The 22,132-nt window shown below is 58.0% G+C and carries 22 protein-coding genes; 13 read left to right on the top strand and 9 right to left on the bottom strand.

Annotated features, from left to right (window positions below; translation table 11 throughout):
* The first annotated feature begins 5 nt into the window (after window positions 1-5).
* The 5 genes from AB1724_09845 (at window position 6) to AB1724_09825 (ending at window position 2,506) form a co-directional block, all read left to right on the top strand.
* Window positions 6-446, top strand: coding sequence for an SRPBCC domain-containing protein (locus AB1724_09845; protein ID MEW6078102.1), 441 nt, complete (start codon window positions 6-8; stop codon window positions 444-446).
* On the top strand, window positions 446-934 hold the full coding sequence (locus AB1724_09840) for a dual specificity protein phosphatase family protein (GenBank protein ID MEW6078101.1): 489 nt from the start codon (window positions 446-448) through the stop codon (window positions 932-934). Before AB1724_09845 ends, AB1724_09840 begins: the two co-directional genes overlap by 1 nt.
* Before the next feature lie 133 nt (window positions 935-1,067).
* A complete protein-coding gene (locus AB1724_09835) occupies window positions 1,068-1,220 on the top strand; it encodes a hypothetical protein (GenBank protein ID MEW6078100.1) in 153 nt (50 codons plus the stop codon).
* Entirely contained in the window at window positions 1,207-1,773 is a 567-nt protein-coding gene (locus tag AB1724_09830) for a hypothetical protein (GenBank protein MEW6078099.1), read from the top strand. Before AB1724_09835 ends, AB1724_09830 begins: the two co-directional genes overlap by 14 nt.
* Window positions 1,774-1,876: 103 nt before the next feature.
* A complete protein-coding gene (locus AB1724_09825) occupies window positions 1,877-2,506 on the top strand; it encodes a hypothetical protein (protein ID MEW6078098.1) in 630 nt (209 codons plus the stop codon).
* Window positions 2,507-2,804: 298 nt separating this feature from the next.
* Here the strand turns inward: AB1724_09825 and AB1724_09820 are convergent, their stop codons facing one another.
* Genes AB1724_09820 through AB1724_09810 form a run of 3 tightly spaced genes read right to left on the bottom strand, consistent with a single transcriptional unit; the run spans window position 2,805 to window position 6,836 of the window.
* On the bottom strand, window positions 2,805-4,949 hold the full coding sequence (locus AB1724_09820; protein MEW6078097.1) for a molybdopterin-dependent oxidoreductase: 2,145 nt from the start codon (window positions 4,947-4,949) through the stop codon (window positions 2,805-2,807).
* Window positions 4,843-5,169 (bottom strand): hypothetical protein, encoded by a 327-nt coding sequence (locus AB1724_09815; protein MEW6078096.1) that lies wholly within the window; start codon window positions 5,167-5,169, stop codon window positions 4,843-4,845. Before AB1724_09815 ends, AB1724_09820 begins: the two co-directional genes overlap by 107 nt.
* A gap of 32 nt (window positions 5,170-5,201) precedes the next feature.
* Window positions 5,202-6,836: a sigma 54-interacting transcriptional regulator gene (locus tag AB1724_09810; protein MEW6078095.1), complete on the bottom strand. Its 1,635-nt coding sequence runs from the start codon at window positions 6,834-6,836 to the stop codon at window positions 5,202-5,204.
* A 355-nt stretch (window positions 6,837-7,191) separates the two neighbouring features.
* Between AB1724_09810 and AB1724_09805 the strand changes: the two genes are divergently transcribed.
* Both AB1724_09805 and AB1724_09800 read left to right on the top strand, forming a co-directional pair.
* Complete coding sequence (locus AB1724_09805) at window positions 7,192-11,241, top strand: choice-of-anchor U domain-containing protein (protein MEW6078094.1); 4,050 nt, start codon at window positions 7,192-7,194, stop codon at window positions 11,239-11,241.
* 193 nt (window positions 11,242-11,434) lie between these two features.
* Complete coding sequence (locus AB1724_09800) at window positions 11,435-13,336, top strand: tetratricopeptide repeat protein (GenBank protein MEW6078093.1); 1,902 nt, start codon at window positions 11,435-11,437, stop codon at window positions 13,334-13,336.
* Window positions 13,337-13,370: 34 nt separating this feature from the next.
* Here AB1724_09800 and pyrE read toward each other — a convergent pair whose 3' ends face one another.
* The 3 genes from pyrE to AB1724_09785 form a co-directional block, all read right to left on the bottom strand.
* Window positions 13,371-13,934 carry an orotate phosphoribosyltransferase gene (gene pyrE, locus AB1724_09795; protein MEW6078092.1) on the bottom strand — a complete coding sequence of 188 codons (564 nt, stop codon included), beginning with the start codon at window positions 13,932-13,934 and terminating at the stop codon, window positions 13,371-13,373.
* Between the two features lie 62 nt (window positions 13,935-13,996).
* Window positions 13,997-14,203: a hypothetical protein gene (locus tag AB1724_09790; GenBank protein ID MEW6078091.1), complete on the bottom strand. Its 207-nt coding sequence runs from the start codon at window positions 14,201-14,203 to the stop codon at window positions 13,997-13,999.
* Window positions 14,204-14,286: 83 nt separating this feature from the next.
* Window positions 14,287-15,420: a hypothetical protein gene (locus AB1724_09785; GenBank protein MEW6078090.1), complete on the bottom strand. Its 1,134-nt coding sequence runs from the start codon at window positions 15,418-15,420 to the stop codon at window positions 14,287-14,289.
* Window positions 15,421-15,733: 313 nt separating this feature from the next.
* Between AB1724_09785 and AB1724_09780 the strand changes: the two genes are divergently transcribed.
* The 6 genes from AB1724_09780 to AB1724_09755 all read left to right on the top strand — a co-directional run bounded on the left by AB1724_09780 (window position 15,734) and on the right by AB1724_09755 (window position 19,122).
* Window positions 15,734-16,378, top strand: a complete 645-nt coding sequence (locus AB1724_09780; GenBank protein ID MEW6078089.1) for a molybdenum cofactor guanylyltransferase — start codon at window positions 15,734-15,736, stop codon at window positions 16,376-16,378.
* Window positions 16,375-16,764, top strand: a complete 390-nt coding sequence (locus tag AB1724_09775; protein MEW6078088.1) for a molybdenum cofactor biosynthesis protein MoaE — start codon at window positions 16,375-16,377, stop codon at window positions 16,762-16,764. The genes AB1724_09780 and AB1724_09775 overlap by 4 nt, the downstream gene beginning before the upstream one ends.
* Window positions 16,765-16,779: 15 nt before the next feature.
* A complete protein-coding gene (moaC, locus tag AB1724_09770; protein MEW6078087.1) occupies window positions 16,780-17,256 on the top strand; it encodes a cyclic pyranopterin monophosphate synthase MoaC in 477 nt (158 codons plus the stop codon).
* A 42-nt stretch (window positions 17,257-17,298) separates the two neighbouring features.
* Window positions 17,299-17,676, top strand: a complete 378-nt coding sequence (tatB, locus tag AB1724_09765) for a Sec-independent protein translocase protein TatB (GenBank protein ID MEW6078086.1) — start codon at window positions 17,299-17,301, stop codon at window positions 17,674-17,676.
* Window positions 17,669-18,523: a twin-arginine translocase subunit TatC gene (tatC, locus tag AB1724_09760; protein MEW6078085.1), complete on the top strand. Its 855-nt coding sequence runs from the start codon at window positions 17,669-17,671 to the stop codon at window positions 18,521-18,523. Before tatB ends, tatC begins: the two co-directional genes overlap by 8 nt.
* Window positions 18,524-18,633: 110 nt before the next feature.
* Entirely contained in the window at window positions 18,634-19,122 is a 489-nt protein-coding gene (locus AB1724_09755; GenBank protein MEW6078084.1) for a cytochrome c3 family protein, read from the top strand.
* A 47-nt stretch (window positions 19,123-19,169) separates the two neighbouring features.
* Here AB1724_09755 and AB1724_09750 read toward each other — a convergent pair whose 3' ends face one another.
* From AB1724_09750 to dsrB, 3 genes are all read right to left on the bottom strand, one after another.
* A complete protein-coding gene (locus tag AB1724_09750; protein ID MEW6078083.1) occupies window positions 19,170-20,579 on the bottom strand; it encodes a cobyrinate a,c-diamide synthase in 1,410 nt (469 codons plus the stop codon).
* A gap of 53 nt (window positions 20,580-20,632) precedes the next feature.
* Complete coding sequence (locus AB1724_09745) at window positions 20,633-20,872, bottom strand: dissimilatory sulfite reductase D family protein (protein MEW6078082.1); 240 nt, start codon at window positions 20,870-20,872, stop codon at window positions 20,633-20,635.
* Window positions 20,873-20,964: 92 nt separating this feature from the next.
* On the bottom strand, window positions 20,965-22,125 hold the full coding sequence (gene dsrB, locus AB1724_09740) for a dissimilatory-type sulfite reductase subunit beta (protein ID MEW6078081.1): 1,161 nt from the start codon (window positions 22,123-22,125) through the stop codon (window positions 20,965-20,967).
* Window positions 22,126-22,132 lie beyond the last annotated feature (7 nt).

The raw sequence follows: 22,132 nt of genomic DNA, 5'->3' as shown, positions 1-22,132 counted from the left end.
ACATCATGAGAAGAGTGCACACGCAGATCGACATCGAGGCGCCGGTTCAGAAAGTCTGGGACCTGATCACGGACCTGGACAACTATGCCGCCTGGAACCCTTTTGTGGTCATGGGTAAAGGGCCCATCCGGGAAGGGGAGAAGATTACCGTGCGGGCGGAGCCCGAAGGCGCTCCGGGCAAGACCTTCCGGCCGGTCATCACCAAACTGGCGCCGGGAAGGGAGCTCCGCTGGCTGGGCCATTTTCTCCTGCCGGGACTGGTGGACGGGGAACACATTCACATCCTCGAGCCCCTGGGTGCAACGCGGACCCGCTATATCCATGATGATGAGTTCTCGGGCTGGCTGCTGCCGGTGGTGTGGACCCGGCTGGAGCTCGTCACCCGTCACGGGTTTGAGAAGATGAACGCGGCCCTGAAAAAACGCGCGGAAGGAGAACAGGGGTGATGTTCCAGGCGGAGATCAGCGATTTTGAACTTCTGGCCGGGATCCGTTTTGGTTACCTGCATCCCTACAAGGTGGCCGGCATGGGGGAACCCTGGCGGCAGCATATCCAACGGACCCTTGAGTTGCTCAGGAAAGAGGGGATCGGCGCGGTTTTAACGCTGACCGAGGATGATCCCTTCGGCCGGGATTATCTGGAAGCTGACTTCTGGCACCGGCATATTCCCGTTGATGACGGCGAACCGCCTTCACCGCAGGCAATGAACCAGGCCGTCGATTTCATCCAGAGCGCCCTGGCGGAAGATTTGCCCGTGGCCGTTCACTGCCTTGAAGGCCGGGGGCGGACAGGCGTCATCCTTTGCGGCTGGCTTGCCCGGGTTGAAGCCCTTGCCCCTGACGCCGCCATCCGGCGCGTCCGGGACCTGCGGTATCACACGGTATTCAGCCCTTCCCAGAGGGCTTTTCTGGAAGCGCATCTTGTCCGCCCATGAGGCTTGGCAGGTGAACGGGGACGTGATACATTGGCGCATGGCCATGGGGAAGCCGCGATAAATTCATTCGTTTTTATGGAAAAGATGCCAGATGACTTCCGGTTCTGATATACAAAAAAAAATATTTCAATCCATGAGCCCTGAAAAAAAGCTGCAACTTTCTCTGGAGCTGAACCTCTCTTCACGAAAACTGAAGGCCGCTTTTCTGAAAAACCAGCACCCGGAGTGGACGGATAAACAGATAGAGGACAAAGTTCGCGAGATATTTCTCTATGCCCATACATGATCTGTTCAATATCTTCATATCCCGCTTCAACCGGCTGCCGGTTCAGTACATGATCACCGGGGCGGTCGCGAGTATCATGTACGGCGAACCCCGGCTGACCCATGATCTGGATTGTGTGCTGACCATTGAGAAAGACGGCCTGGAAGCGTTCTGTTCAGCCTTTCCGATTGAAAGTTTCTACTGCCCACCCCTTGAAGTTATCCAGATAGAATTGGGGCGCGGGCACAGGGGGCACTTTAATCTTATCCACCATGAAACCGGTTTCAAAGCCGATATCTATCTTGCCGGGCAGGATGAACTTCACCAGTGGGCCATGGCGAGAAGAAGGCCGGTCGACGTGGGCGGAGAAACATACTGGGTGGCGCCGGTGGAGTATGTAATTTTCAGAAAGCTTGAGTACTATAAAGAAGGCCATTCGGAAAAGCATTTAAGGGATATCGCCGGCATGCTGAACAGTGTGCCGGATCAGATCGATTTTAAGGAACTGGAGTCCAGAATCGAAAAGGCCATGCTGGCGGATCAGTGGCGGAAGGCCAAAGCGTTTCCACTATGATTTTATAAGGATTCCGGTGCCGGTATACCCATTTGGCCGGAAATAAGTATACTGGCGCCGTAATCCCGGCGAACCCCGTAATCCGAAGAAAAATGTGATCACAATGACCGAAGCGACCTTGCAGACCCTGGACATATTGCGAAGCACGGAGCATTTTCAGTCATATATCATTTTGTATATCCCCTTCCTGCTCTATGTCTACACGGTCGAAATCGAGAAAAAAGCCTGGGACAATGTCCTGTTAGGGCTGATATTTTCCGCCGCTGTGTTTCTGCCGGAATATATTAACGGATTGATCCTGCATTTTACCCAGTACGCCGGGCTGTGGATGACACCGAAAAACTCCGCCTTTGTCATACTGGTGGGCGTCAATATCGAAATTTCCCTGATGTTCTGTACGGCCGGTATTGTTTTTGCCAAACTCCTGTCCATCGAGAAGCGCCTCTCTATTCTGGGGATTCCCAACCGTATATTTATTCCAATTGCCATGGGGCTTTTCTGTGTTTGTGTCGAAGTGGTCTTGAATCGTTTTGGTATTCTCGTCTGGGAGTATAAATACTGGAGTTGGCCTCACCTTGAATTTATTTTTATCGCCTATACCGCTCCTTTTTTTCTGGCGACCTGGGTTCATGACAACATGCAGCGAAAAAACAAAGCGATTCTTTTTGTCGGCCTGGTAGCCGCCAATGTGATTTTATGGATTGCGTTTGTTAATATTCTGGGTTGGATGTGATTCGAGTCGGTCGTTCCCTGTTGTCCCTTGCTCTTCGTATCACGGTAATTCGGCTGTAGCAGACCGGTGCCACCCGATAATAGCGAGAAGAAAGGTAAGGTACTCCGGGCAAGACCTTCCGGCCGGTCATCACCAAACTGGCGCCGGGAAGAGAACTCCGCTGGCGGGGCCATTTTCTCATGCCGGGGCTGGTGGACGGGGAACACCTTCACATTTTTCGCAAGGGCTTCGACTCCCTCGGCAATGATGTCGACACCCGGGCCCAGGTGATGCCCCGGGCAATGGTTGGCGGCCGTCATCAAACCGGTTCGACTTTCACCGGCACCCCGGAAAAAACCGCGTTGCCGCTCAGGCTGTCCAGCTTTTCATGGTCGGTAATGTCGTTGACGGACACGCCGGCATGTCCGGCGGCGACGGAAAGGCGGATGCCTTCATAATGGTGGCCCCAGCCGTGGGGGATGGAAACGACGCCGGGCATGACCCGGTCCGTTATTTCGGCTTCGAGCTCGATGCGGCCCGCCCGGGAGGTGACCCGGACCCGTCCGCCCGCCGGGACGTTTCGCGCGGCCGCGTCGCCGGGACTGATCCAGGCCGTGCAGCGGTTGGTTTTGTTGTGAAACCGCTCGATGTTGTGCATCCAGGAGTTGTTGGACATGAGGTTGCGCCGGCTGACCAGCCGCAGGTCGAATTCGCCGTCATCCTCGGCGGACAGGGCCGGCAGAGCGGCCGACACCCTTTTCAGCTCTTCGGTGAAGACGGGCGGCGCCAGGTTGATGCGCCGGTCCGGCGTGAACAGGCGGCCGGGGAGGCACGGCCGCAGCGGTCCCAGGTCCAGGCCGTGCACGGCACGGGAGACTTTTCCCAGCGTCAGGGGGGCCTGCCCCGGCTTCGGGCGAAGGCCGTGAGGCCCGGCCAGCAGGGCCAGTTTCAGGAGGCGCTCCGGCGTCAGGGGCTTGATGGCCAGCTTCATCAGCGGGTTGCGGGAGATGCCGACGGCCAGTTCCTTGAAGATCTGCCAGGCGTGGCGGGCGTCAGGCCCGGGGTCGAACACCGGCGGCGAGTATTTGGCCATGTTGCGGCTCCCGAAAATGTTGGCCATGACCGGGAAATGGTGATGCTCCAGCATATGGGTGGGCGGCAGGATGATGTGGGCGTGGCGGGAGGTCTCGGACACGTACCAGTCCACGGCCGCCATGAAGTCGAGCCGCGGCAGGGCCTCTTCCAGCAGCTTGCCGTTGGGGGCGGACAGGACCGGGTTGCCGGCCACCGAGATCAGGGCGCGGATGCGGTCCCGGCCGGGGTGGGCGATCTCCTCGGCCATGGCCGCCACCGGCAGCTCCCCGCCGAAATCCGGCAGCCCGCGCACCTTCGTCCGCTGTCGTCCGAACCAGCCTTTTTCCTTCATCAGGGCGGTGATGGCGACCAGGTCCAGGGCCGGCGTCGGGAACATGAAGCCGCCGGGCCGGTCGACCCGGCCGGTGAGAAGGTTGAAGACGAACAGCATCCAGTTGGTCAGGGTGCCGAATTCCTGGACGCAGGTCCCCATGCGGCCGTAGCACACGGCCGAAGGCGAAGCGCAGAATTCGCGCACCAGGGCCCGGACAACGCCGGCCTCGATCCCGGTGGCCCGGGCGGTCTGCTCGGGCGTGTATGGCGCCGTCAGCACGCGGATCGTCTCCACCCCGTCCAGGATGCCGGCCAGATGCCCGGGAGCGACGAGATTTTCCTCAAAGACCGTGCGGACCATGGAGAGCATCAGCAGCAGGTCGGTTCCCGGCCGGATGAACAGATGCCGGTCGGCCAGTTCGGCGGTGCGGGTCCGGACCGGGTCGATGACCACCACCCGGCCGCCCCGCTCCCGGATGGCCCGGAGCCGCCGGGGGATGTTTGGCGCCGTCATGAAGCTGCCCCCGGAGACCGCCGGGTTGCCGCCGATGATGAGAAAATAGTCCGTCCGGTCGATGTCCGGCGCCGGGAAGAGGAACTGGTGGCCCAGCAGGTAATAGCAGACCATCATCATCGGCAACTGATCGGCCGATGTGGGGGAAAAGCGGTTGGGCGTGTCCAGGGCCTTGACCAGGAACCCCGCGAACAGGATATTGCCGTGATAGTGGGCGTTGGGGTTGCCGAAATAAAGGGCCACCGCCCGCCGGCCATGTTCCCGGCGGATGCCGTTGACCCGTCGGACGGTTTCGGACAGGGCCTCCTCCCAGGAGATTTCCTCCCAGCCGCCCCGGGTCCGCCGGACCGGCCGCCGCAGGCGGTCGGGGTCGTGGTGAAGCTCCCTGACGGCCGTGCCCTTGGGACAGATGTAGCCGCGCGAGAAGGGGTCCTGCTCATCCCCCCGGATGGCGACGATCTCGTCTCCCCGGGTGGTGATTTCCAGGCCGCACATGGCCTCGCAGATGGAACAGGAACGATAGTGGACTTTTTCCTGGCTCATCATCTCTCCTTTCCCGGCGGGCGCGCCGGGCGATGGTCCGGACCGGTCCGGGCAGTATGAAGGGAAGGTGGCGGGCAACCGCCGCCCCCTCCGGGGTGAAAAGGTGGACGACCAGGGCCACCAGGTCGTCGCTCATGGCCGGCCCTGGCAAACGGGTCGAGCTGAAGGCCCTGGCCAGTTCAACCTGCGACGGGGCCGCGTTGCCGTATGTGGTCATCATATTCAGTCCTTCAAAGGGTAAGGATAAAACATCTATTCCCGCTCATTTTTCTTCAGGCTGCGCCAGAGGGTCGTGGCGCCGATGCCCAGAACGCGGGCGGCCTCGGCTTTATTGCCGCCGGTGTGTTCGAGGATGAGGCGGATGTAGCGCTGCTCCATTTGCTTTAAGGAGGGCCGGTCGGAACCCAGGGCCGACAGGGGATCGCGGTTCTCTCTGGTGATGGCGGGCGGCAGATGGGCCGGGGTGATCTTCTCGTCCGGCGCGATCACGGTGGCGTATTCGATGGCGTTCTCCAGTTCCCGGATGTTGCCCGGCCAGGGATAGGTCTCCAGGCAGCGGACCACTTCGGGCGCGAACCCGGGATGCTCGGGCTTCAGGCGGCTTAGAAAATGGCGCGCCAGGATCAGGATGTCCTCCCGGCGGTGGCGCAGGGGTTCGATGGTCAGCGGGAAAACCGCCAGGCGGTAATACAGGTCTTCCCGGAAGGCGCCTTTTTCGGTCATCTGTTTCACGTCCCGGTTGGCGGCGGCGATGACGCGCACGTTGACCGGCACGTTTCTGGTTCCGCCCACGGGCCGGATCTCTCTTTCCTGCAACACCCGCAGGAGCTTGGCCTGAAGGGCCAGGGGCAGCTCGCTGATCTCGTCCAGGAAAAAGGTGCCCCCATCCGCTTCCAGCAGCAGGCCTTTGTGATGGCCGTCCGCGCCGGTAAAAGCACCCTTGACATGGCCGAACAGCTCGCTTTCCAGGAGGTTCGGCGGCAGGGCGGCGCAGTTGACGGCCAGGAATGGCTTGCCGCCGCGCGGGGAGTGCTCATGGATGAAGCGGGCGATCAGTTCCTTGCCGGTGCCGCTTTCACCCTGGATCAGAACGGTCGAGTCGGTCCGGGCGATTTTTTCGGCCAGGGCGATGACGTTGGCCATGGATTTGCCGCGATAGACAATGCCGGACGACGTTTCCGCTGGACCAGCCTGCTTTTTCAGTCGCTCGATTTCCGCCTCGCGGCGGGCCAGGTCTTCCCGGGACTGTTTGAGTTCGGCCTTCAGGCGGGCGATGTCATCGTCCAGGGTCTCCAGGGTCAGGTAGTCCCGGAAGGACTTTAATTCCTGGTCATCCTCCTCCAGGGACCGGCCCTCAAAGGCGCAGACGGCATTGCCCCGGGCCAGGCAGGAGGTCTCCCGGACCAGGATCTCCCGGCCGAAGACGCCGCTGGCATAACCGCTCATCAGGCCGGTCAGCAGGTTGCAGATCGGCTGGGGGCTCGGGTCCGGCATCTGGGCCCGGAAATTCAGGGCTTCGAAGGAATCATGCCAGATGCCTTCAAAGCGGACCCGGTTCTGTTCCGGCTCGTATGCCCAGTCGGTGATTTCCAGGTCCACCACGCCGGCCGTCCGCATGAGGATTTTCCCGGCCAGGAACCATTCCCAGCGGGAATCAAAGTCGTACATTTCCGCCATGACGGTGGCGGCCGTCAAGCCGTTTTCATATCCCAGGCGGGCCAGCAGCCGGCCCATGCGCTCCAGGCCCAGGCCCTGGGTCAGGTCGTCGCCGAAGCGCCGCAGGGCGAAAATCCCGGTCACCATGATCCGGTGGGACCCGAACAAGGGGAACCCTTTGACCGGGTCGATCTTCAGCAGTTCCTCCATTGTCAAGTCATCGGCGCGCATTCTGAAATCCTTTACTGAATCGTCTTTTTTTTGATTATGTTAACAGAAAAAAACAATTTTTGCTTTTTCCCTGCCAATTATTGTCAAAAAATGAAGGGCAGGCGTTCAGTATATCAATTTCTGCTTTTTGCAGGGCCCACCCTTCTGAAATAATTGGATTTTAAAAAGCGACCGTTTTTTATAAAATGGTGTAAAAATTGCATATTTTATTTTCTGACATCAAAGCGGCCAATCCTTATTGCCAACGACGACTGCCAGTTCCGGTCGGATGACAGGGTCCGGATGAGGCAGCCAAACAGATTTATTGAATCAGGCGATCACGGTTTTACATACATAACCCGTCCAGGAGGTGAAAATGAGTATGCTCGCGTCCGTTCACGCCGGTAAACGATTTCTGATATCCCGCGCTTCCAAATCCAGAAAGCATGGCCTCGCGGTCATGGCGATGATGCTCGTTTTCCATTTAAGCCTGGCCGGGCAATCCCTGGCCAGCGTGGCCGGATGCTGGAATGACATTACCGGCATGTACACGGGCGATTTGGCCGGGACCGCCTCGGCCGGCGCCCAGAGCGATGCTACCTCCGCTTCCGGAAACAACCTGGTGGTCGATGGCGCCTGGATGATCGATGTCGGGGCCGACGGCAGCCTGCTCGTCGGCCTGGGCGGGGGAGTGACCGGCGCCCAGCCGCTGATCATGGGCACGGGCCAGGTGAATATGGATACCGGCCTGGTCGACATGTTCTTTTCCGTTCCGTTGATTGAAGATCTGCTGGGCGATGCGGCGCCGTTCATGGGGTTTTTCCCCGGGACCGGCCTGTTTGACTGCTCCGGGAATTTTTCATTTATCATTCCCGATATCGGATTTACCATGAACGGTTCGCTGAATGCCGCCGGCGCCGCTTCCGGAACCTGGGCTTTTGACTTTACCACTGTCGTGGACACTTCTCTTCTGAATCCAAATGCCGACCCCGTGCTGTCGGCGTCGATTTTCTTTTCCGCCGGGGGAAGTTTCTCCGGCGACCGGGAAACGGCTTCCGCGCCCGCTTCCCCGGTGATCCGGGTCTCGTCAAAGGGCACCGGCACGGTTTCGCCGACAGGAGACGTGGCGGTGGCCGATGGCGGGAGCCAGGCCTTTGTGTTCACTCCCGCCGGCAACTGTGAGGTGCTGGATGTCCTGGTGGACGGCGCCTCGGTCGGCGCGGTGACCGGTTATACGTTCGACAATGTTACCGCCGACCATACCCTGGAGGTACTGTTCGGCTCAGCGACCCTCTGGAACGGCATCCCCGGGGTTTATACCGGCGACCTGCAGGGGACCATGACCGTCCCCGGGCGTTTCATGTTAAACGATGTCGAGATTCCCTTTGCGCCCGCCCTCACGGGCACATGGATGTTTAACGTGGGCGCCGACGGCAGCCTTACCGTCACCCTCGGCGGAGGCCTGCCGATCACCATTCCGGGCCAGGCGCCTATTCCCATGGACATTGTCGGCACCGGCAACGTGGACACGATGACCGGCGCGGCGCAAATGAGTTTTACCGTACCGGTCTTCGGCACCTATAACGGCACCGGCCAGCTGACCTGCGACCGGCAATTCTCCTTCGCCATTCCGGACATCGGTTTTGTCATGAGCGGGACACTGAATCCCGACGGTTCCGCTTCCGGTACCTGGGACTTTGACTCCTCGTTCTGCTTTGTCAGCTTTTCCGCCGGCGGATTATTTGACGGCGGAATGAAGGCGCCGGCCGGAAGCCTGATGATCAGCGCCACCGTCAAGGGAGCGGGACAGATTTCGCCCGCCGGCTTAATCGCCCCCGGCAGCGTTTCGCCGGCGTATACGTTTGTCGCCAGCGGTGATTCGCAGGCTTACACGTTTACTCCCGGCAGCGGCTGCGAGGTGCTGGGGGTTCTGGTGGACGGTGTCCCGATCGGCGCGGTGACCGGTTATACGTTTGACAATGTGACGGCAAACCACACCCTGGAAGTCTTTTTCGGCTCGCCGTCCCTGTGGGCGACGGTTCCCGGGACCTACAGCGGCGCTTTTGACGGAGAAGCCAGGGACCCCGTTCTTTTCCCGGTGGAGGGGACCTGGCGTTTTACCGTTGACGAGGCCGGCGGCCTGTCCATTACCGTCAACGGGCCGTCCATTCTCGGCACTTTCGGAACCATTACCGGCCAGGGCACGGTGGATCCCCTGACCGGATGGGCCGATATCGTATACACCATCCCCATCCACGGCAATGCCGCCGGTACGGGGCAGTTCGACTGCCAGGGCGGTTTTTCCTTTGACGTCCCCGGCCTGGGCTTTTCCATGAACGGACAGACACAGGTCGACGGGGGCGTGACCGGTTCCTGGGCCTTTGATTCCTCCCTGTTCTTCGTGAAAATCGGGGCTTCCGGCAGCCTGATCGACAGCCGGAAATACAGTCAGCCGCGGACCCTCACGGTTACCGCCATCGGCGCCGGCAAAGTAGACCCCTTTGGAGTGAAGAATGAAACCCGGGACATTTTTGTTGAAAGCGGCGACGCCACGACGCTCTTATTCACGGCCGAAGGGGGTTGCCAGGTGCTGGATGTGATCGTTGACGGCGCATCCGTCGGTCCGGTGAGCGACTATGCCTTTGACAACATCACCGCCGATCACACGGTGGCGGTGACCTTTGGTTCCGACGCCATGTGGGACAACATCCCCGGCATCTACACCGGCACCATGAGCGGCAACGTCAGCTACGCTGTCATGGGCAGCGCCGCCCAGAACCAGGTCATTGACGGAACCTGGACGTTTGACGTGGGAGAAGACGGGCAGCTGGACATCCTCATTCAGGGACTGCCCGTGGTCGGTGATGTCCGCGGAACCGGCAGAATAGCGGACCTGCGGACCGGATACGCGCCCATGACCTTCTCCCTGCCGGCCCTGGACTCCGTTCTTTTCGGCCTGAACCTCCTGATCCCCGACAATATAGCCGCTCTTATCCCTCCCGATGTGGCCGACATGGCCGGCCAGGTACCCAGAAGCCTGCCGGGATACGGGCAGTTTTACTGCGACAATTCCCTGCACTTTAAAATGTCGTTCTTCGGCATGACCATGATCATGGATGGCGTTGTGGGCGATGACGGATCGGCCAGCGGCACCTGGGATGTCAGTTCCGCCGGCCTGTTTGTGGCCATCGATGGCCAGGGCGAGTACCACACCAATCTGGTCCCGCCGCCCCCGCCCGACGTGAGTCTCCTGGATCCGGACAATGATGGCCTGACCAACGGTGAGGAGGCCGTGCTGGGCACCAACCCGTTTACTGCGGATACGGACGGCGACGGCATGAAAGACGGCTGGGAGGCGGACAACGGACTGAATCCCCTGGTGGCCGACGCCGATGGTGATCCGGACGGCGACGGTCTCATCAACTGGTACGAGTACCAGAGAGGGACCGATCCCAACGCCCTTACGGCCGGTCCCGGCATTCCGCTGCCGGTTGCTCCCCGGGATGACGACGGGGGGGAGGATGAGCCGCTGTCGCCGCCCCTGATCGTCACTTACCGGGACGGTTTCGGCGGAGAACTTCACGCCGCCTCGGTCTGGCAGGTGTCCCTGGATGCGGCTTTCTCTCAAGTTATTTTCGAAGCCACTTCTGAAACGGCCCTGCTTGAAATGCTTCTGCCCGGGGCGTTGCTGGCCCCGGATACCGTTTATAACTGGCGGGCGCAATTCATTGATACCGATAACTGGGAGTGGAAGTGGTGTGATCCGGTTTCTTTTACTACCGGACCGGCGGTGTTTGAAGATGTCAACGGCAACAATGTCGCCGATGACCGGGAGGTGACCGACGAGACCGACCTGAACGGCAACGGCGTGCCGGACGGGGAAGAAGACCTGTTCCGGGTGTTGCCGGGTCAGGGCGCCGGCGAGGTCGGCCTGGAATTCGGCCTCGGATTCCAGGCGCTGGAGTATCTGGACGTGATCGATCCGGGTGACCTGCCGCGGGAAGACCGGCCGCTGGGACGGGATTTCCCCTACGGGCTGATCAGCTTCCGGCTGACAGTAGAAAATCCCGGTGATACCGCCACGGTGACCTTCTATTTCCCGGAGCCGCTGCCGGAAGGCACCGTCTGGTACAAGTACGACACCGTCAACGGCTGGCGGGATTTTTCCGCCTGGGCCCGATTCAGCGAGGACAGACGGAGCGTGGTTCTGACGCTGGTTGACGGCGGCGCCGGTGACGCCGACGGCGTGGTCAACGGCGTTATCGTCGATCCCTCGGGACCGGCGACAGTCAGCGCTGCCGTGACCGACCCGCCGGCCGACGGCACCGATAACCCGACCTCCGACACCGGCACCCCGACGCCGAATGACGGTGGCGGCGGCGGGGGCGGGGGAAGCTGTTTTATTTCAGTCGCCAGCGGCTGGTGATGATCAGCGCTGTTTGGTAACAGCATAAGGCGTCCACAAACGTTAACCGACGGGAGCAGAGTCATCTGCTCCCGTTTTTTATTCAAGGGACCGGCTCACGTTCCGACGGTTCGGTGGTTGATATTTTTCACGGAAGGCGGTATGGATGGCAGGTAATCAAGCTGGAGGCGCCATCCGTTAGGGGGATATTGCCATGAACAAGTCTTTCTGGCCGGCCGGAATTGTTTTGCTGCTGGTCGCGGCTGTTGCCATAACGTTTTTCCCGGTGACAAAACACGACTTCCTGTTCTGGGACGATATGAAGTTTATCGTGGACAATCCCGGAATTCAGGCCGGCCTTTCCATGGCCGGCATAAAGGCCGCGTTTACCGATTGTTTTACGTTTCAGTGGATTCCGGTTACCTGGATTTCCTTTCTGGTGGACCATGCCCTTTATGGGCGGCACCCCGGCGGATATCATTTGACCAATCTCATTGTGCACGCGGCCAACTCGGCGCTGCTGTTTATGCTTCTGCGCCTGATAACCGGCGGCCTCTTTTCAAGCGCGCTGGCCGCCTTTCTCTTCGCCGTCCATCCCCTGCATGTGGAGTCCGTGGCCTGGGTGACCGAACGCAAGGACGTGCTGTCAACCTTGTTCGGGTTGCTCTCCCTCCTGTATTATGCCCGCTACGCCGACAGCCGCCGGCGCTCTTCTTATTTTGCCGCGTTGCTCTTTTTTGCCTTTTCGCTGCTGTCCAAGCCCATGCTGGTGACCCTGCCCTGTGTTTTTCTGCTTTTAGACTGGTGGCCGCTGAAACGCTTCTCTGGAAAACCATTGGCCGGCGGATATCCGGCGGGACGGCTGGTTTTGGAAAAGCTTCCCTTTTTTGCTCTGACCGCCCTGGCAAGCGTGATCACTGTTTTCACCATGCCGAAAGTGACGCTGGCCGCGGTTCCTTTTCTCATGCGACTGGAAAACGCGATTTACGCCTACGCGGCATACATCATCAAAACGGTCTGGCCGTCTCATCTGGCGGCGTTGTACCCGCATTCTCCCGTAGGGACGGGGCAATTCATCGGAGCGCTGGCGCTGGTAACCTTCGTTTCAGCGGTGGTGGTAATGGGGAGGACCAGGCGTCCTTATCTGGCCGTGGGATGGCTGTGGTATCTGGGCACGCTTGTTCCTGTCATCGGCCTGGTGCAAAACGGTTATCAGGCCATGTCCGATCACTTCACCTATGTGCCGCTGATCGGGCTTTTCATCATGTTTTCCTGGGGGCTTCCGGATTTGCTGAGCGCCTTCCCCCGTCGCCGGGTCGTGCTGGCGGCCGTATCCGTTTTAATCGTGGCCGCTTGCATGGCGGTTTCGGCCAGGCAGGTCCGTTTCTGGGAAAATACCGTCACGCTTTTTGAACGGACGCTTGCCGTGACGGGCGACAACTGGTTTGCCCATTTTATTATGGCCACCGCCCTGATTGAAGAAGGAAAATCCGAGGAAGCAGCGGTTCATATCCGGGAGTCTTTTCGTATTTGCCCCCAATGTATCGAGCCCCTTTGCGCAATGGCCGAACTTTCCGCCGGAGAGGGAAAGATCGACGAGGTGATCGGGTACTACCAGGAGGCCCTGCGCGCGGGCGGTGACATCGCCATTGTTCACAACAATCTGGGCCGGGCGCTGGCAACGGTCGGGAGAACGGGCGAGGCCATCGAGCATCTCGAACGCGCCGCTGCCCTGGAACCGGGCGCGACGGTCATTCATCGGAATCTGGCGGAACTTTATGTCCGTATGGGCCGGCCGGATCAGGCGGTCCCCCATTTTAAAGCGGTTCTGGACCAGGAGCCCCGTTTCGTCGCGGCCATGCTGGGTCTGGGCAACGCGCTTTTTTCAACGGGAGCAAAGGATGAGGCCATGGCCCAGTACCGCCGGGCGCTGGCCATAAAACCGGACTTCTGGGAGGCGCACAAAAATCTGGGCCTGTTGCTGGCCCGCGACGGAAAAATCAAAGAGGCTGTTTACCATCTTGAAGAGGCTGTCCGCATCAATCCGGACGACCAGGGGGCCCGGGCAACGCTGGCAAGCCTTATGGGCGCCGGGGGCCGGAACGGGGCACCATGATGATATCCCCGGTCCTTCTTCCCGGCTCTCCTCATCAACCCGTAAAATCCCTGATCGTCAGCAAAGGATAAACCGGTACGCCCAGGTTTTCGATATTCTGCCGGCCGTTGTCTTCGCATCGGTCCAGGAGGGCGATGACGGCCAGAACGGTCAGCCCGTGGTTTCTGGCGGCCGTAATGGCCTTGATGGTGGACCCGCCGGTGGTGATGACGTCTTCGGTGATAATGACCCGGTCTCCTGCCTTGACATGCCCCTCGACCTGCTGGCCGGTGCCGTGGCCTTTGGGTTCCTTGCGGATGGAAAACCCTTCGATGGGCTTACCGTTCAAGTGAAAGGTGTGGGCCACGGCAAAGGAGATGGGGTCAGCGCCCATGGTCAGGCCGCCGATGCCGTCGGGCGACAGGCCCAGTTCCTGAATCCGGTCGTATATCATCCGGCCGACCAGAAACTGGCCTTCCGAATAGCAGGTGACCTGCTTGAGGTTGAAGTAAAAGCAGCTTTTCCTCCCTGAAGCGAGGGTGAACTCCGGGGTGGGGGTCTGCTTGAAGGAACGCTCTCTGATCAGTTCGATGAGTCTTGCTTTTATCGGTTTGTCCATATTCATCCACCTTAAACCTTAAACCCTAAACCCTAAATCCTAAACCTTGAACCTTTATTTATTTACTGGTTGCCCAGCCCGTTCTGTTCGCCGCATTCCGGACAGATCCAGGTGATACCGTTGCAGGACAGGCCCCAGAAATTTTCATTCATGCAATCCTGGCAGAGGGCAAAGCCGCACCGGCGGCACTGCCAGCAGAAGGGCACCGTTTTCGCGCAGCAGGTACACTGATTTTTTCGTTCGGCCTGCCTTCTTGATCTGTAGGACATCGTGCCTGTTTATCCCTCGCGTTTTAAGTTTACCCGGATGTTTCTCATGTTTGGGCGTAAAAATCAAGGCTCTATAAATCGCCTTAATCTGTGAGCTTGGCCAATTCGGTCTCAGGTATGGAAAGAAGAATTTCCTTCAGGAATTCATGTATGGCGGCAGCGGCGATTTCGTTGCCTTTCTTGGTAAGATGGCAGTGATCCTTGAAAATCGGTGATTCGCTGTTGTGGCGCCGCAGCGCCGGCAGCAGATCCAGAAACGGCAGGGAACGGCTGCGGGCAAAGGCGGCAAACTCCTGCTGGGGGAGTGAAACATAAGGGCTTTGCAGGGCGGTATATACCTGGATGCTGACGGGGAACATGACTACGGCCAGTCGGGTATGCCTCTGGCGGCAGATTTGCTGAATTCTGATCAGTCCCGGGTAAACCGTGGCGGCAAAAGACGGGTCCCAGGCGGCCCCCCAATCGTAACATGCCTCGGTCACCGTGGTGCGAAAGGCTTCCGGATCCGTCATCCAGGTCCGGGACTGGAAATGGGACACCCATTGGAAACGATGCGAACTGTACCGGCCCCGCAGGGATTTGAACACCAGGTAGGCGTATTTTATCTCATTGATCAGAGCGCTGCGGCTCAGGAAGGGGCGCTCCAGCCAGCGGATGATCTGATCCGGGTTGTCTTCTCCGATATACCCCTGAGGAGGCCGGGAATCGTTAAGATAAAGACCAACGACCAGCAGGTCCGGCTTCAGTGCCGTCAGCCTCTCCCCCTCCGCCTGCAGCAGATACTGGTCGATACCGATATCGGCAAGTCCGGCGTTTACCACCTCTAGGTCAAATCCTTCCTGGCGGAAGGAATGTTCCAGTAAAGCAACGAAGGTGTTTTCCCAGGGAACGCCGCCGCAAAATACCACCGAATCTCCAAGAAAAACCACCCGGTGGAGTGGAGACGGTTCCAGCTCCGGTCCCCTGAAACCGTAAGAATTGATGGCAACCTTCACCGGCTGGTCGTCATAGCCGACATGCCATGCGCTCACATTCGGTCTGATGCGCATTTCCCCAGCGGCGGAGGTGTAGTAATAACAAACGATGTCAGACCCGACCGCTTTCAGTCCCTTTTTCATGACCACCCGGGCAAGCCCTTCGGCGAGCAGAAGCGCTATAAAGAGGCTGATCGAAAAGAGCAGCAAAGAAATGGACAGACGGTGAAATCCACTTTTCATGGCACGGTCGAATCCTGGCGGTATCCTGGTCAACCCGTGAAGCATCCGGGTTGGTCAACAGGGAAACGCCTGATGGATAATTAATAAGGAAATTTACGGCCGTGATACGAAAGGCCCCCCTGAAGTTATTAATCGCAAACTTTACGGCGTGTTGTCAAACTTATTTAAATTGCATCCGGCCGGGAAATTATGGTATAGCGGAATGGAATTTGCGCGTTGGCCCGTATTTTCCAATAAACCGAATAATGAAGCGGGGCGCCGGACGGGCAGCCCGCCAGTCAGTTCTTCGCGTAACTGACGGAATCTTGATAAGATGTGTGCAGCGGACGGCAGCCAGAGACAGGTCACCGGCGTGATTCTGGCCGGCGGGGAGAGCCGCCGGTTTGATTATGTCAACAAGGCCTTTTTTGAAATCAACGGAGAGTCGATCGTCGAGCGCGTTTATCGGGTGATGCGCTCCGTTTTTGAAGACCTGATCGTGGTGACCAACAATCCGGCGGATTACCTGAAATGGGATGTGCGGATTACCACGGATATATTCCCCTGGCGGAGTTCGATGACCGGGGTGCACGCCGGCCTTTTTCTGGCGGAAACCCCGTTTATATTCGTGTGCGGTTGCGATACCCCGTTTTTAAAAAAAGAGATGATCGAAACCGTCCTGGCCGGCGTGGAACGAAAAGCGGATGTGGTGGTGCCGCGGAAGGCCAATGGCTGGTTCGAGCCGCTCTGTGCGGTTTATTCCAGGGCCTGTCTTCAGCCACTGGAAAGATGCCTGCAGGAGAAAACATTCGACATCATACGGATATTCAAAGAGGTCCGCGTGAAATATATTGATGAAACGGTCCTGCGTCGGGTTGATCCGGAGCTGACCTCCTTTTTTAATATCAATACCCCGGAGGATTTGCTGCTGGCCCGGAAGATAGCGAACCGGGGGTATCAGGAAGAGGAACGACAATGAATCTGGCCGATTTAGTGGAAAGGGTCAAGCGGCATCCGGACTTCCGGAAAGCGGGCATGGTGCTGTGTCATAACGGCGTGGTGCGGGAAACGCCGGGTTCCGGCTGTCAACCGCCGGGTTCCGCCGGGGGCCTGGTCGATCACCTGGTGGTCAAGGTGGATCACGCCAAACTGGCCGAAGTGGTGGCCCGGCATAAACGGATGCCCGGCATCATCGAAATCCTGGCCGAGATCGCCGAAGGCAGAAAACTGTCCGTTGGCGATGATATCATGATGCTGGTCGTGGCCGGCGATGTCCGCACCAACGTGATCCCGGTGATGACCTCGTTGATTGATGAGATCAAGGCCACGGTCACCGGCAAGACCGAGGTTCGTCGAAACGACTGAACCGGGAGAACGGGCATGGCGGAATTTACTCATATAGACGATCAGGGCCGGGTCCGGATGGTCGATGTTTCGGATAAATCGTCCACTATGCGGGTGGCCGTGGCCCGGGGAAAAATTACCATGAACCGGGAAACGCTGGCAAATATCCGGTCCGGCGGGGTCAAGAAAGGCAATGTCCTGGAAACCGCCCGCATCGCCGGCATCATGGCCGCCAAACGCACCTGGGAGCTGATTCCCATGTGCCATCCCATCGCCATTACCCACGCTCAGGTGGATTTTGCGGCGGACGATGAAAGTAATTCCATCGAAATTCATTCGGAAGTCCGGACAGTGGGACCGACCGGCGTGGAAATTGAAGCCATGACCGCGGTGGCCGTTGCCGCGGTGACCATTTATGATATGTGCAAGTCCTATGACCGCGGAATGGTGATTTCCGAGGTGCGGCTGGTGAAGAAGGAAGGCGGCAAGAGCGGCGCGTTCGCCGCCGAGTAAACCGTTCCGGTTATTCTATTTTAGGATCAGGGAGAAAAAAGGATGTTTGGTATCGGCATGCCGGAGATGATTGTGATCCTGGCGGTGGCGCTGATCGTTATCGGTCCGAGAAAACTGCCGGATCTGGCCCGGTCTCTGGGAAAGGCCATGCGTGAGTTTAAAAACGCCACCAATGAATTGAAGACCGCCGTGAACCTGGACACGGACATCAAGGATATCCGGCATACCCTGGATGATGTCAAAACGAGCGTGAAGAACGCGGCCGAAGACTATATTGACAAAGCGCCCGCTGTCGGTGTTCCGGCTCTTGAGGCCCAGAAGAAGGCTGAAACGGCTGAAAAGAAAGAACAGCCGCCGGCGCCGGAAACGGAGCAGTCGGTCGACGGCCTGGCGGCCGGGGAGAAAACCGGTAATGATTGATGAAGACCGCCGCGCCTCGCTGATCGAGCACCTGGAGGAATTGAGAAAGCGCCTGATCCGCTGTTTCATAGCCATCGCTATCGGTACCGGGCTGGCTTACGCTTACAAGGAACGTCTGTTTGAAATTCTCGTCCATCCGCTGGTGATGGCCCTGGATACCTCCCGGGACAGCATGGTGTTCACCGGCCTGCCGGAGGCGTTTTTTACCTATCTGAAAGTTTCGCTGATCGCGGGCATTATTGTTTCACTGCCGGTGATTTTTTATGAGTTCTGGATGTTTGTCGCGCCGGGCCTGTACCGCCGGGAACGATTGGTCGTCCTCCCCATTATTCTGATTTCGGTGGTTTTCTTTGCGGTCGGCGCTTCGTTTGCCTATTTTTTTGTTTTTCCGGTGGGGTTCAAGTTTTTTTTGGGGTTTGCTTCGGAATCGATCCGGCCCCTGCCCTCCATGAAGGAATATCTGCGTTTTGCCTCCATCATGCTTCTTGCCTTCGGTTTATCCTTTGAATTGCCGATTGTGCTTACCGGGCTGGCCTGGATGGGCGTGGTGGACGTGACCTTTTTAAGGAAAAACCGCAAGTACGCCATTCTGATTATTTTTATCGCGGCCGCCGTTTTGACCCCGTCGCCGGATGTGATCAGCCAGCTGCTGCTGGCCGGACCGCTGATGGTCCTTTATGAAATGAGCATCTGGGGCGCGCGGATTTTCGGAAGAAAGAGCGGTGTTCCGGATGAAACCGCTGAAAGAGGCGAAGAAAAGGGGGAAGAGGAAAAAGAAGGGAAGACCGGTAAAGAGAAAAAAAGCAGGAGGAATAAGAAAGAAAAGAAAACAGAGACGGTATCCTGACTTTTTCGTTGACACCAAAAGGGGAAAAAGATATTAAAAAATTTCTTGAAGAGAATAAGAGAATCTCTATATCATCATATAAAGTTAAATGTATTTCAGGAGGAGAAAACATGAAGAGAAAAGGCATGAAACGGTTGTGTGTAATGGTCGGCCTGTCCGTTTTACTGGCGGCGGGAGTTGCCGTGGCCGGTACCAAGTTCGTGGATGTCATCACCATGGAGAACAAGCAGGCCTATGACGAGCATAAACAGGGTATTGTAACTTTTACCCATAAAAAGCATACCGAGGAATATAAGATCGGTTGTGGTGACTGCCATCACGACAAAGACGGCAAGCCTTTGACCCTGAAGGCCGGCGACAATGTTCAACCCTGCCTGGAGTGCCATGTCAAAGGAAAAGCCGACAAGAAGGCGCTGGCTTCCCTGCCGGCCGCCGAGCGCAAAAAGGCTGAACTGAAGTTCCACTATGACGCGATTCATGAAAACTGCCAGGGCTGTCACGAGAAATTCAACATCGAAAAAGCCGGCGATAAGAACAAGGGCCCGGCTCCGGCTACCTGCGCCAAATGCCATCCCAAAAAACCGGGCGCCAAGGAATAGCGGACGCCTGAAGATCAGTCAGATTGGAAAGCGGGGTAATCGAAAGGTTACTCCGCTTTTTTAATTTGATGATAGGCCCGGGCGATGCGGACCAGGGCCGGCGCCCAGGAGGGTGTTCCCAGGGCGTGTAGATGGGTATAGGTGGCCAGGACATTGTTGAAGCGGATGCCGTCTTTCTGGTTCATGAATCCCTTGCCCCGCACGGTGGAAAATACCATGTCTTCATCTTTCCCTCCCCATGACAGGACTTTTGAATACCGGAACTCATGTCCTTTCAGTTCGGTACCGTTTTCAAAATAGGGGTTTTGACCGACAACGGTTGAAATCGTATAACCATGACCTTCCGGTCTGGCTGAGATGCCGAATGTGACCGGCAGAAGCCCGCACATGTCATGGGTGCCGTCTCCGTCGACAATTTTTTCCCCCAGATAAATCAATCCGCCGCATTCGGCGTAAACGGGCAGACCCGCCCGCGCCAGTTCCGCCAGCTGATACCGGTAGGCCGTGTTGGCCGAAAGCTGTCGGGCGTGTGTTTCCGGAAACCCGCCGCCGAGGTACAGGGCGTCGATATGATCCGGAAGGCGGGAGTCATTGACAGGACTGGTGAAGATAAGGGCCGCGCCGGCGGCTTCCAGCGCTTCCAGATTTTCCGGATAGTAGAATTGAAAGGCCGAATCACGGGCCACGGCGATGACCGGACGCGGCTCGGTGACTGCCGGAGGGGCAACGGCGGGAGTCACGGACGGCAACTGAACATCGGATGCCAGGACCGCGATATCCATTACGGCGTCAAGGTTAATGTATTTTGCCGCGGTTTGAGCCGCCGCCTGAATGGCCTCCTGGGCCCAGCCATGCTCCGGCGTGGGAACAAGTCCCATGTGCCGTTCGGGGAAATCGTCGGTCAGCTTGGGGATGGCGCCGATCACCGGGATATGACAGTAGTGCTCCAGTGACTGACGCAGGATGGTTTCGTGCCGTTTGCCGGCCACGCGGTTCAAAATAATCCCGGCGATTTTAATGCGGTCGTCAAAGGCCGCGCAGCCATTGACAACCGCGGCGCAGGTCCGGGTCGTTTTGGTGCAGTCCAGGCACAGGAGAATCGGCGCGCCGAGAATATGGGCGATTTCCGCCGTACTGGTGCGGCCGTCCAGATCAATGCCGTCAAACAGACCCCGATTGCCTTCGATGACCGCGATGTCGCTGTTTAGTGTATGAGTATGGAAAGAGTGAAGGACCCGTTCGGGGGGGATAAAAAAGGTGTCCAGATTGTAGCAGGGAGAGCCGGCCGCCAGCGAAAGCCAGCCGGCATCTATGTAATCCGGCCCCTTTTTGAAAGGGGCCGTGCGTTTCCCTTGATTCCTTAATGCCGCGGTCAGGCCGATGGCAATGGTGCTTTTGCCCGCGCCGCCCCTTAACGCCGAAATCACCAGCCGGGGGCAGGTAATATGATCGTGCATGGGAATCTTTCAGCCGCGACGAACAACTTGCCCGCTGCAGAACAGTCTGTTGTTTAGTCTTCGTGTTCCGCGGCGGCCTGTTTTCCGGTACCCGTCAGACCGTACATGGTGGTGCTGCCGCTTGACCAGAATTCCAGCACACCGTCTTCGACCATTTTATTGACGTATTTCTTGGCATCACGGGGTTTCATCCCCAGAATTTCCTGAATATCGGAAAAGTAGAATTTTGACTTTACTTTCAGCTTTTTCGTCAGTTCTTCGGTGACGAGTTTAACGGCTTCTGCCTGTTCCATTGTCAAGCTCCTCAAAAAAAGCGGTGAGGAACAGGACCCTTACCGGGGCCTGTTCCTCTTTCCGCGTGGTTATAAAAGCTTTTAAAACTATACTACTTGATCGCGTTGGTAAACTTGAACTGGCTGGTCTGCCGCCAGGTGTAGTATGCCGGATCCCGGAAATCATCAATCAGGTGATGGGTGAAATCCAGACCGCATTTTTCAAAGAACTTTTCCCAGCCGATGCGTTCGGCCCATTCGCCGAGCCGTTCGTACTTGCGGGCGTCTTTGGCGTATACTTCCACGATGCGTTTGATGACATCGGTCAGTTCCGGCCAACGGGGCACGTTGTTGGGCAGGAAGGCCACGACCACTTTGGAGAACATGGGCGGGCTGATCCGGTTGGAGACCTTGCCGCCGACCATCACGACCACACCGTCGCCTTCGCCGCTTGCCAGGGGCAGGGCGGGGCACATGGTGTAGCAGTTGCCGCAGTACATGCAGCGCTCGTTGTTGATCTCAACGCTTTTGACTTCCGTGCCGTTGACTTCGACCTTTTTGGGCTTGATGGCCGCGGTCGGGCAGGCGGCAACCGCCAGCGGGATCTCGCACATCTTGTCCAGGTATTCATGTTCGATCACGGGCGGTTTGCGGTGATAACCCACGAAGGCGATGTCCGAGCAGTGAACGGCGCCGCACATATTCAGGCAGCAGGCCATGGAAACGCGGACATGGGCCGGCAGGCTCATGGTTTTAAAGTAATCAAACAGTTCGTCCATGCAGGCCTTGACCGGACCGGAAGCGTCCGTGGCCGGCGTATGGCAGTGAATCCAGCCCTGGGTGTGGACGATGTTGGAAATACCGGCGCCGGTGCCGCCGACCGGGAACTTGAGGCTGCCGCCAGGAAATTTTCTGCCGGCCAGGTCTTTCTTCAACGCCTCGGCCTTTTCCAGGCTGTCGGTCATGAATTCGATGTTGTTACGCGTGGTCCAGCGAACATAGCCGTCACAGTATTTGTCCGCGATATCACATATTTCCCGGATATGGGTAACACTCATGATACGGCAGCCGCCAGCCCTGACGGTGTAGATTTTGTCTCCGGATTCGGCCACATGAACCAGGACGCCAGGTTCCAGAATCTGGTGATAGGCCCATTTGCCTTTGTTCTTTGCGATAACTGGCGGATAAAATTCCGCAAAATTTCTCGGGCCGATGTCGGTAATTCTGTTTTTCATCGGCTCTTTTGGATCATAACCAGAAGATATAAAAGCCATGTTTCTT

Source organism: Thermodesulfobacteriota bacterium, from assembly GCA_040753795.1.
GTDB lineage: Bacteria > Desulfobacterota > Desulfobacteria > Desulfobacterales > Desulfosudaceae > JBFMDX01.
The sequence above is the reverse complement of the archived record's forward strand: the minus strand, read 5'-3'. Positions and strand labels throughout refer to the sequence as shown.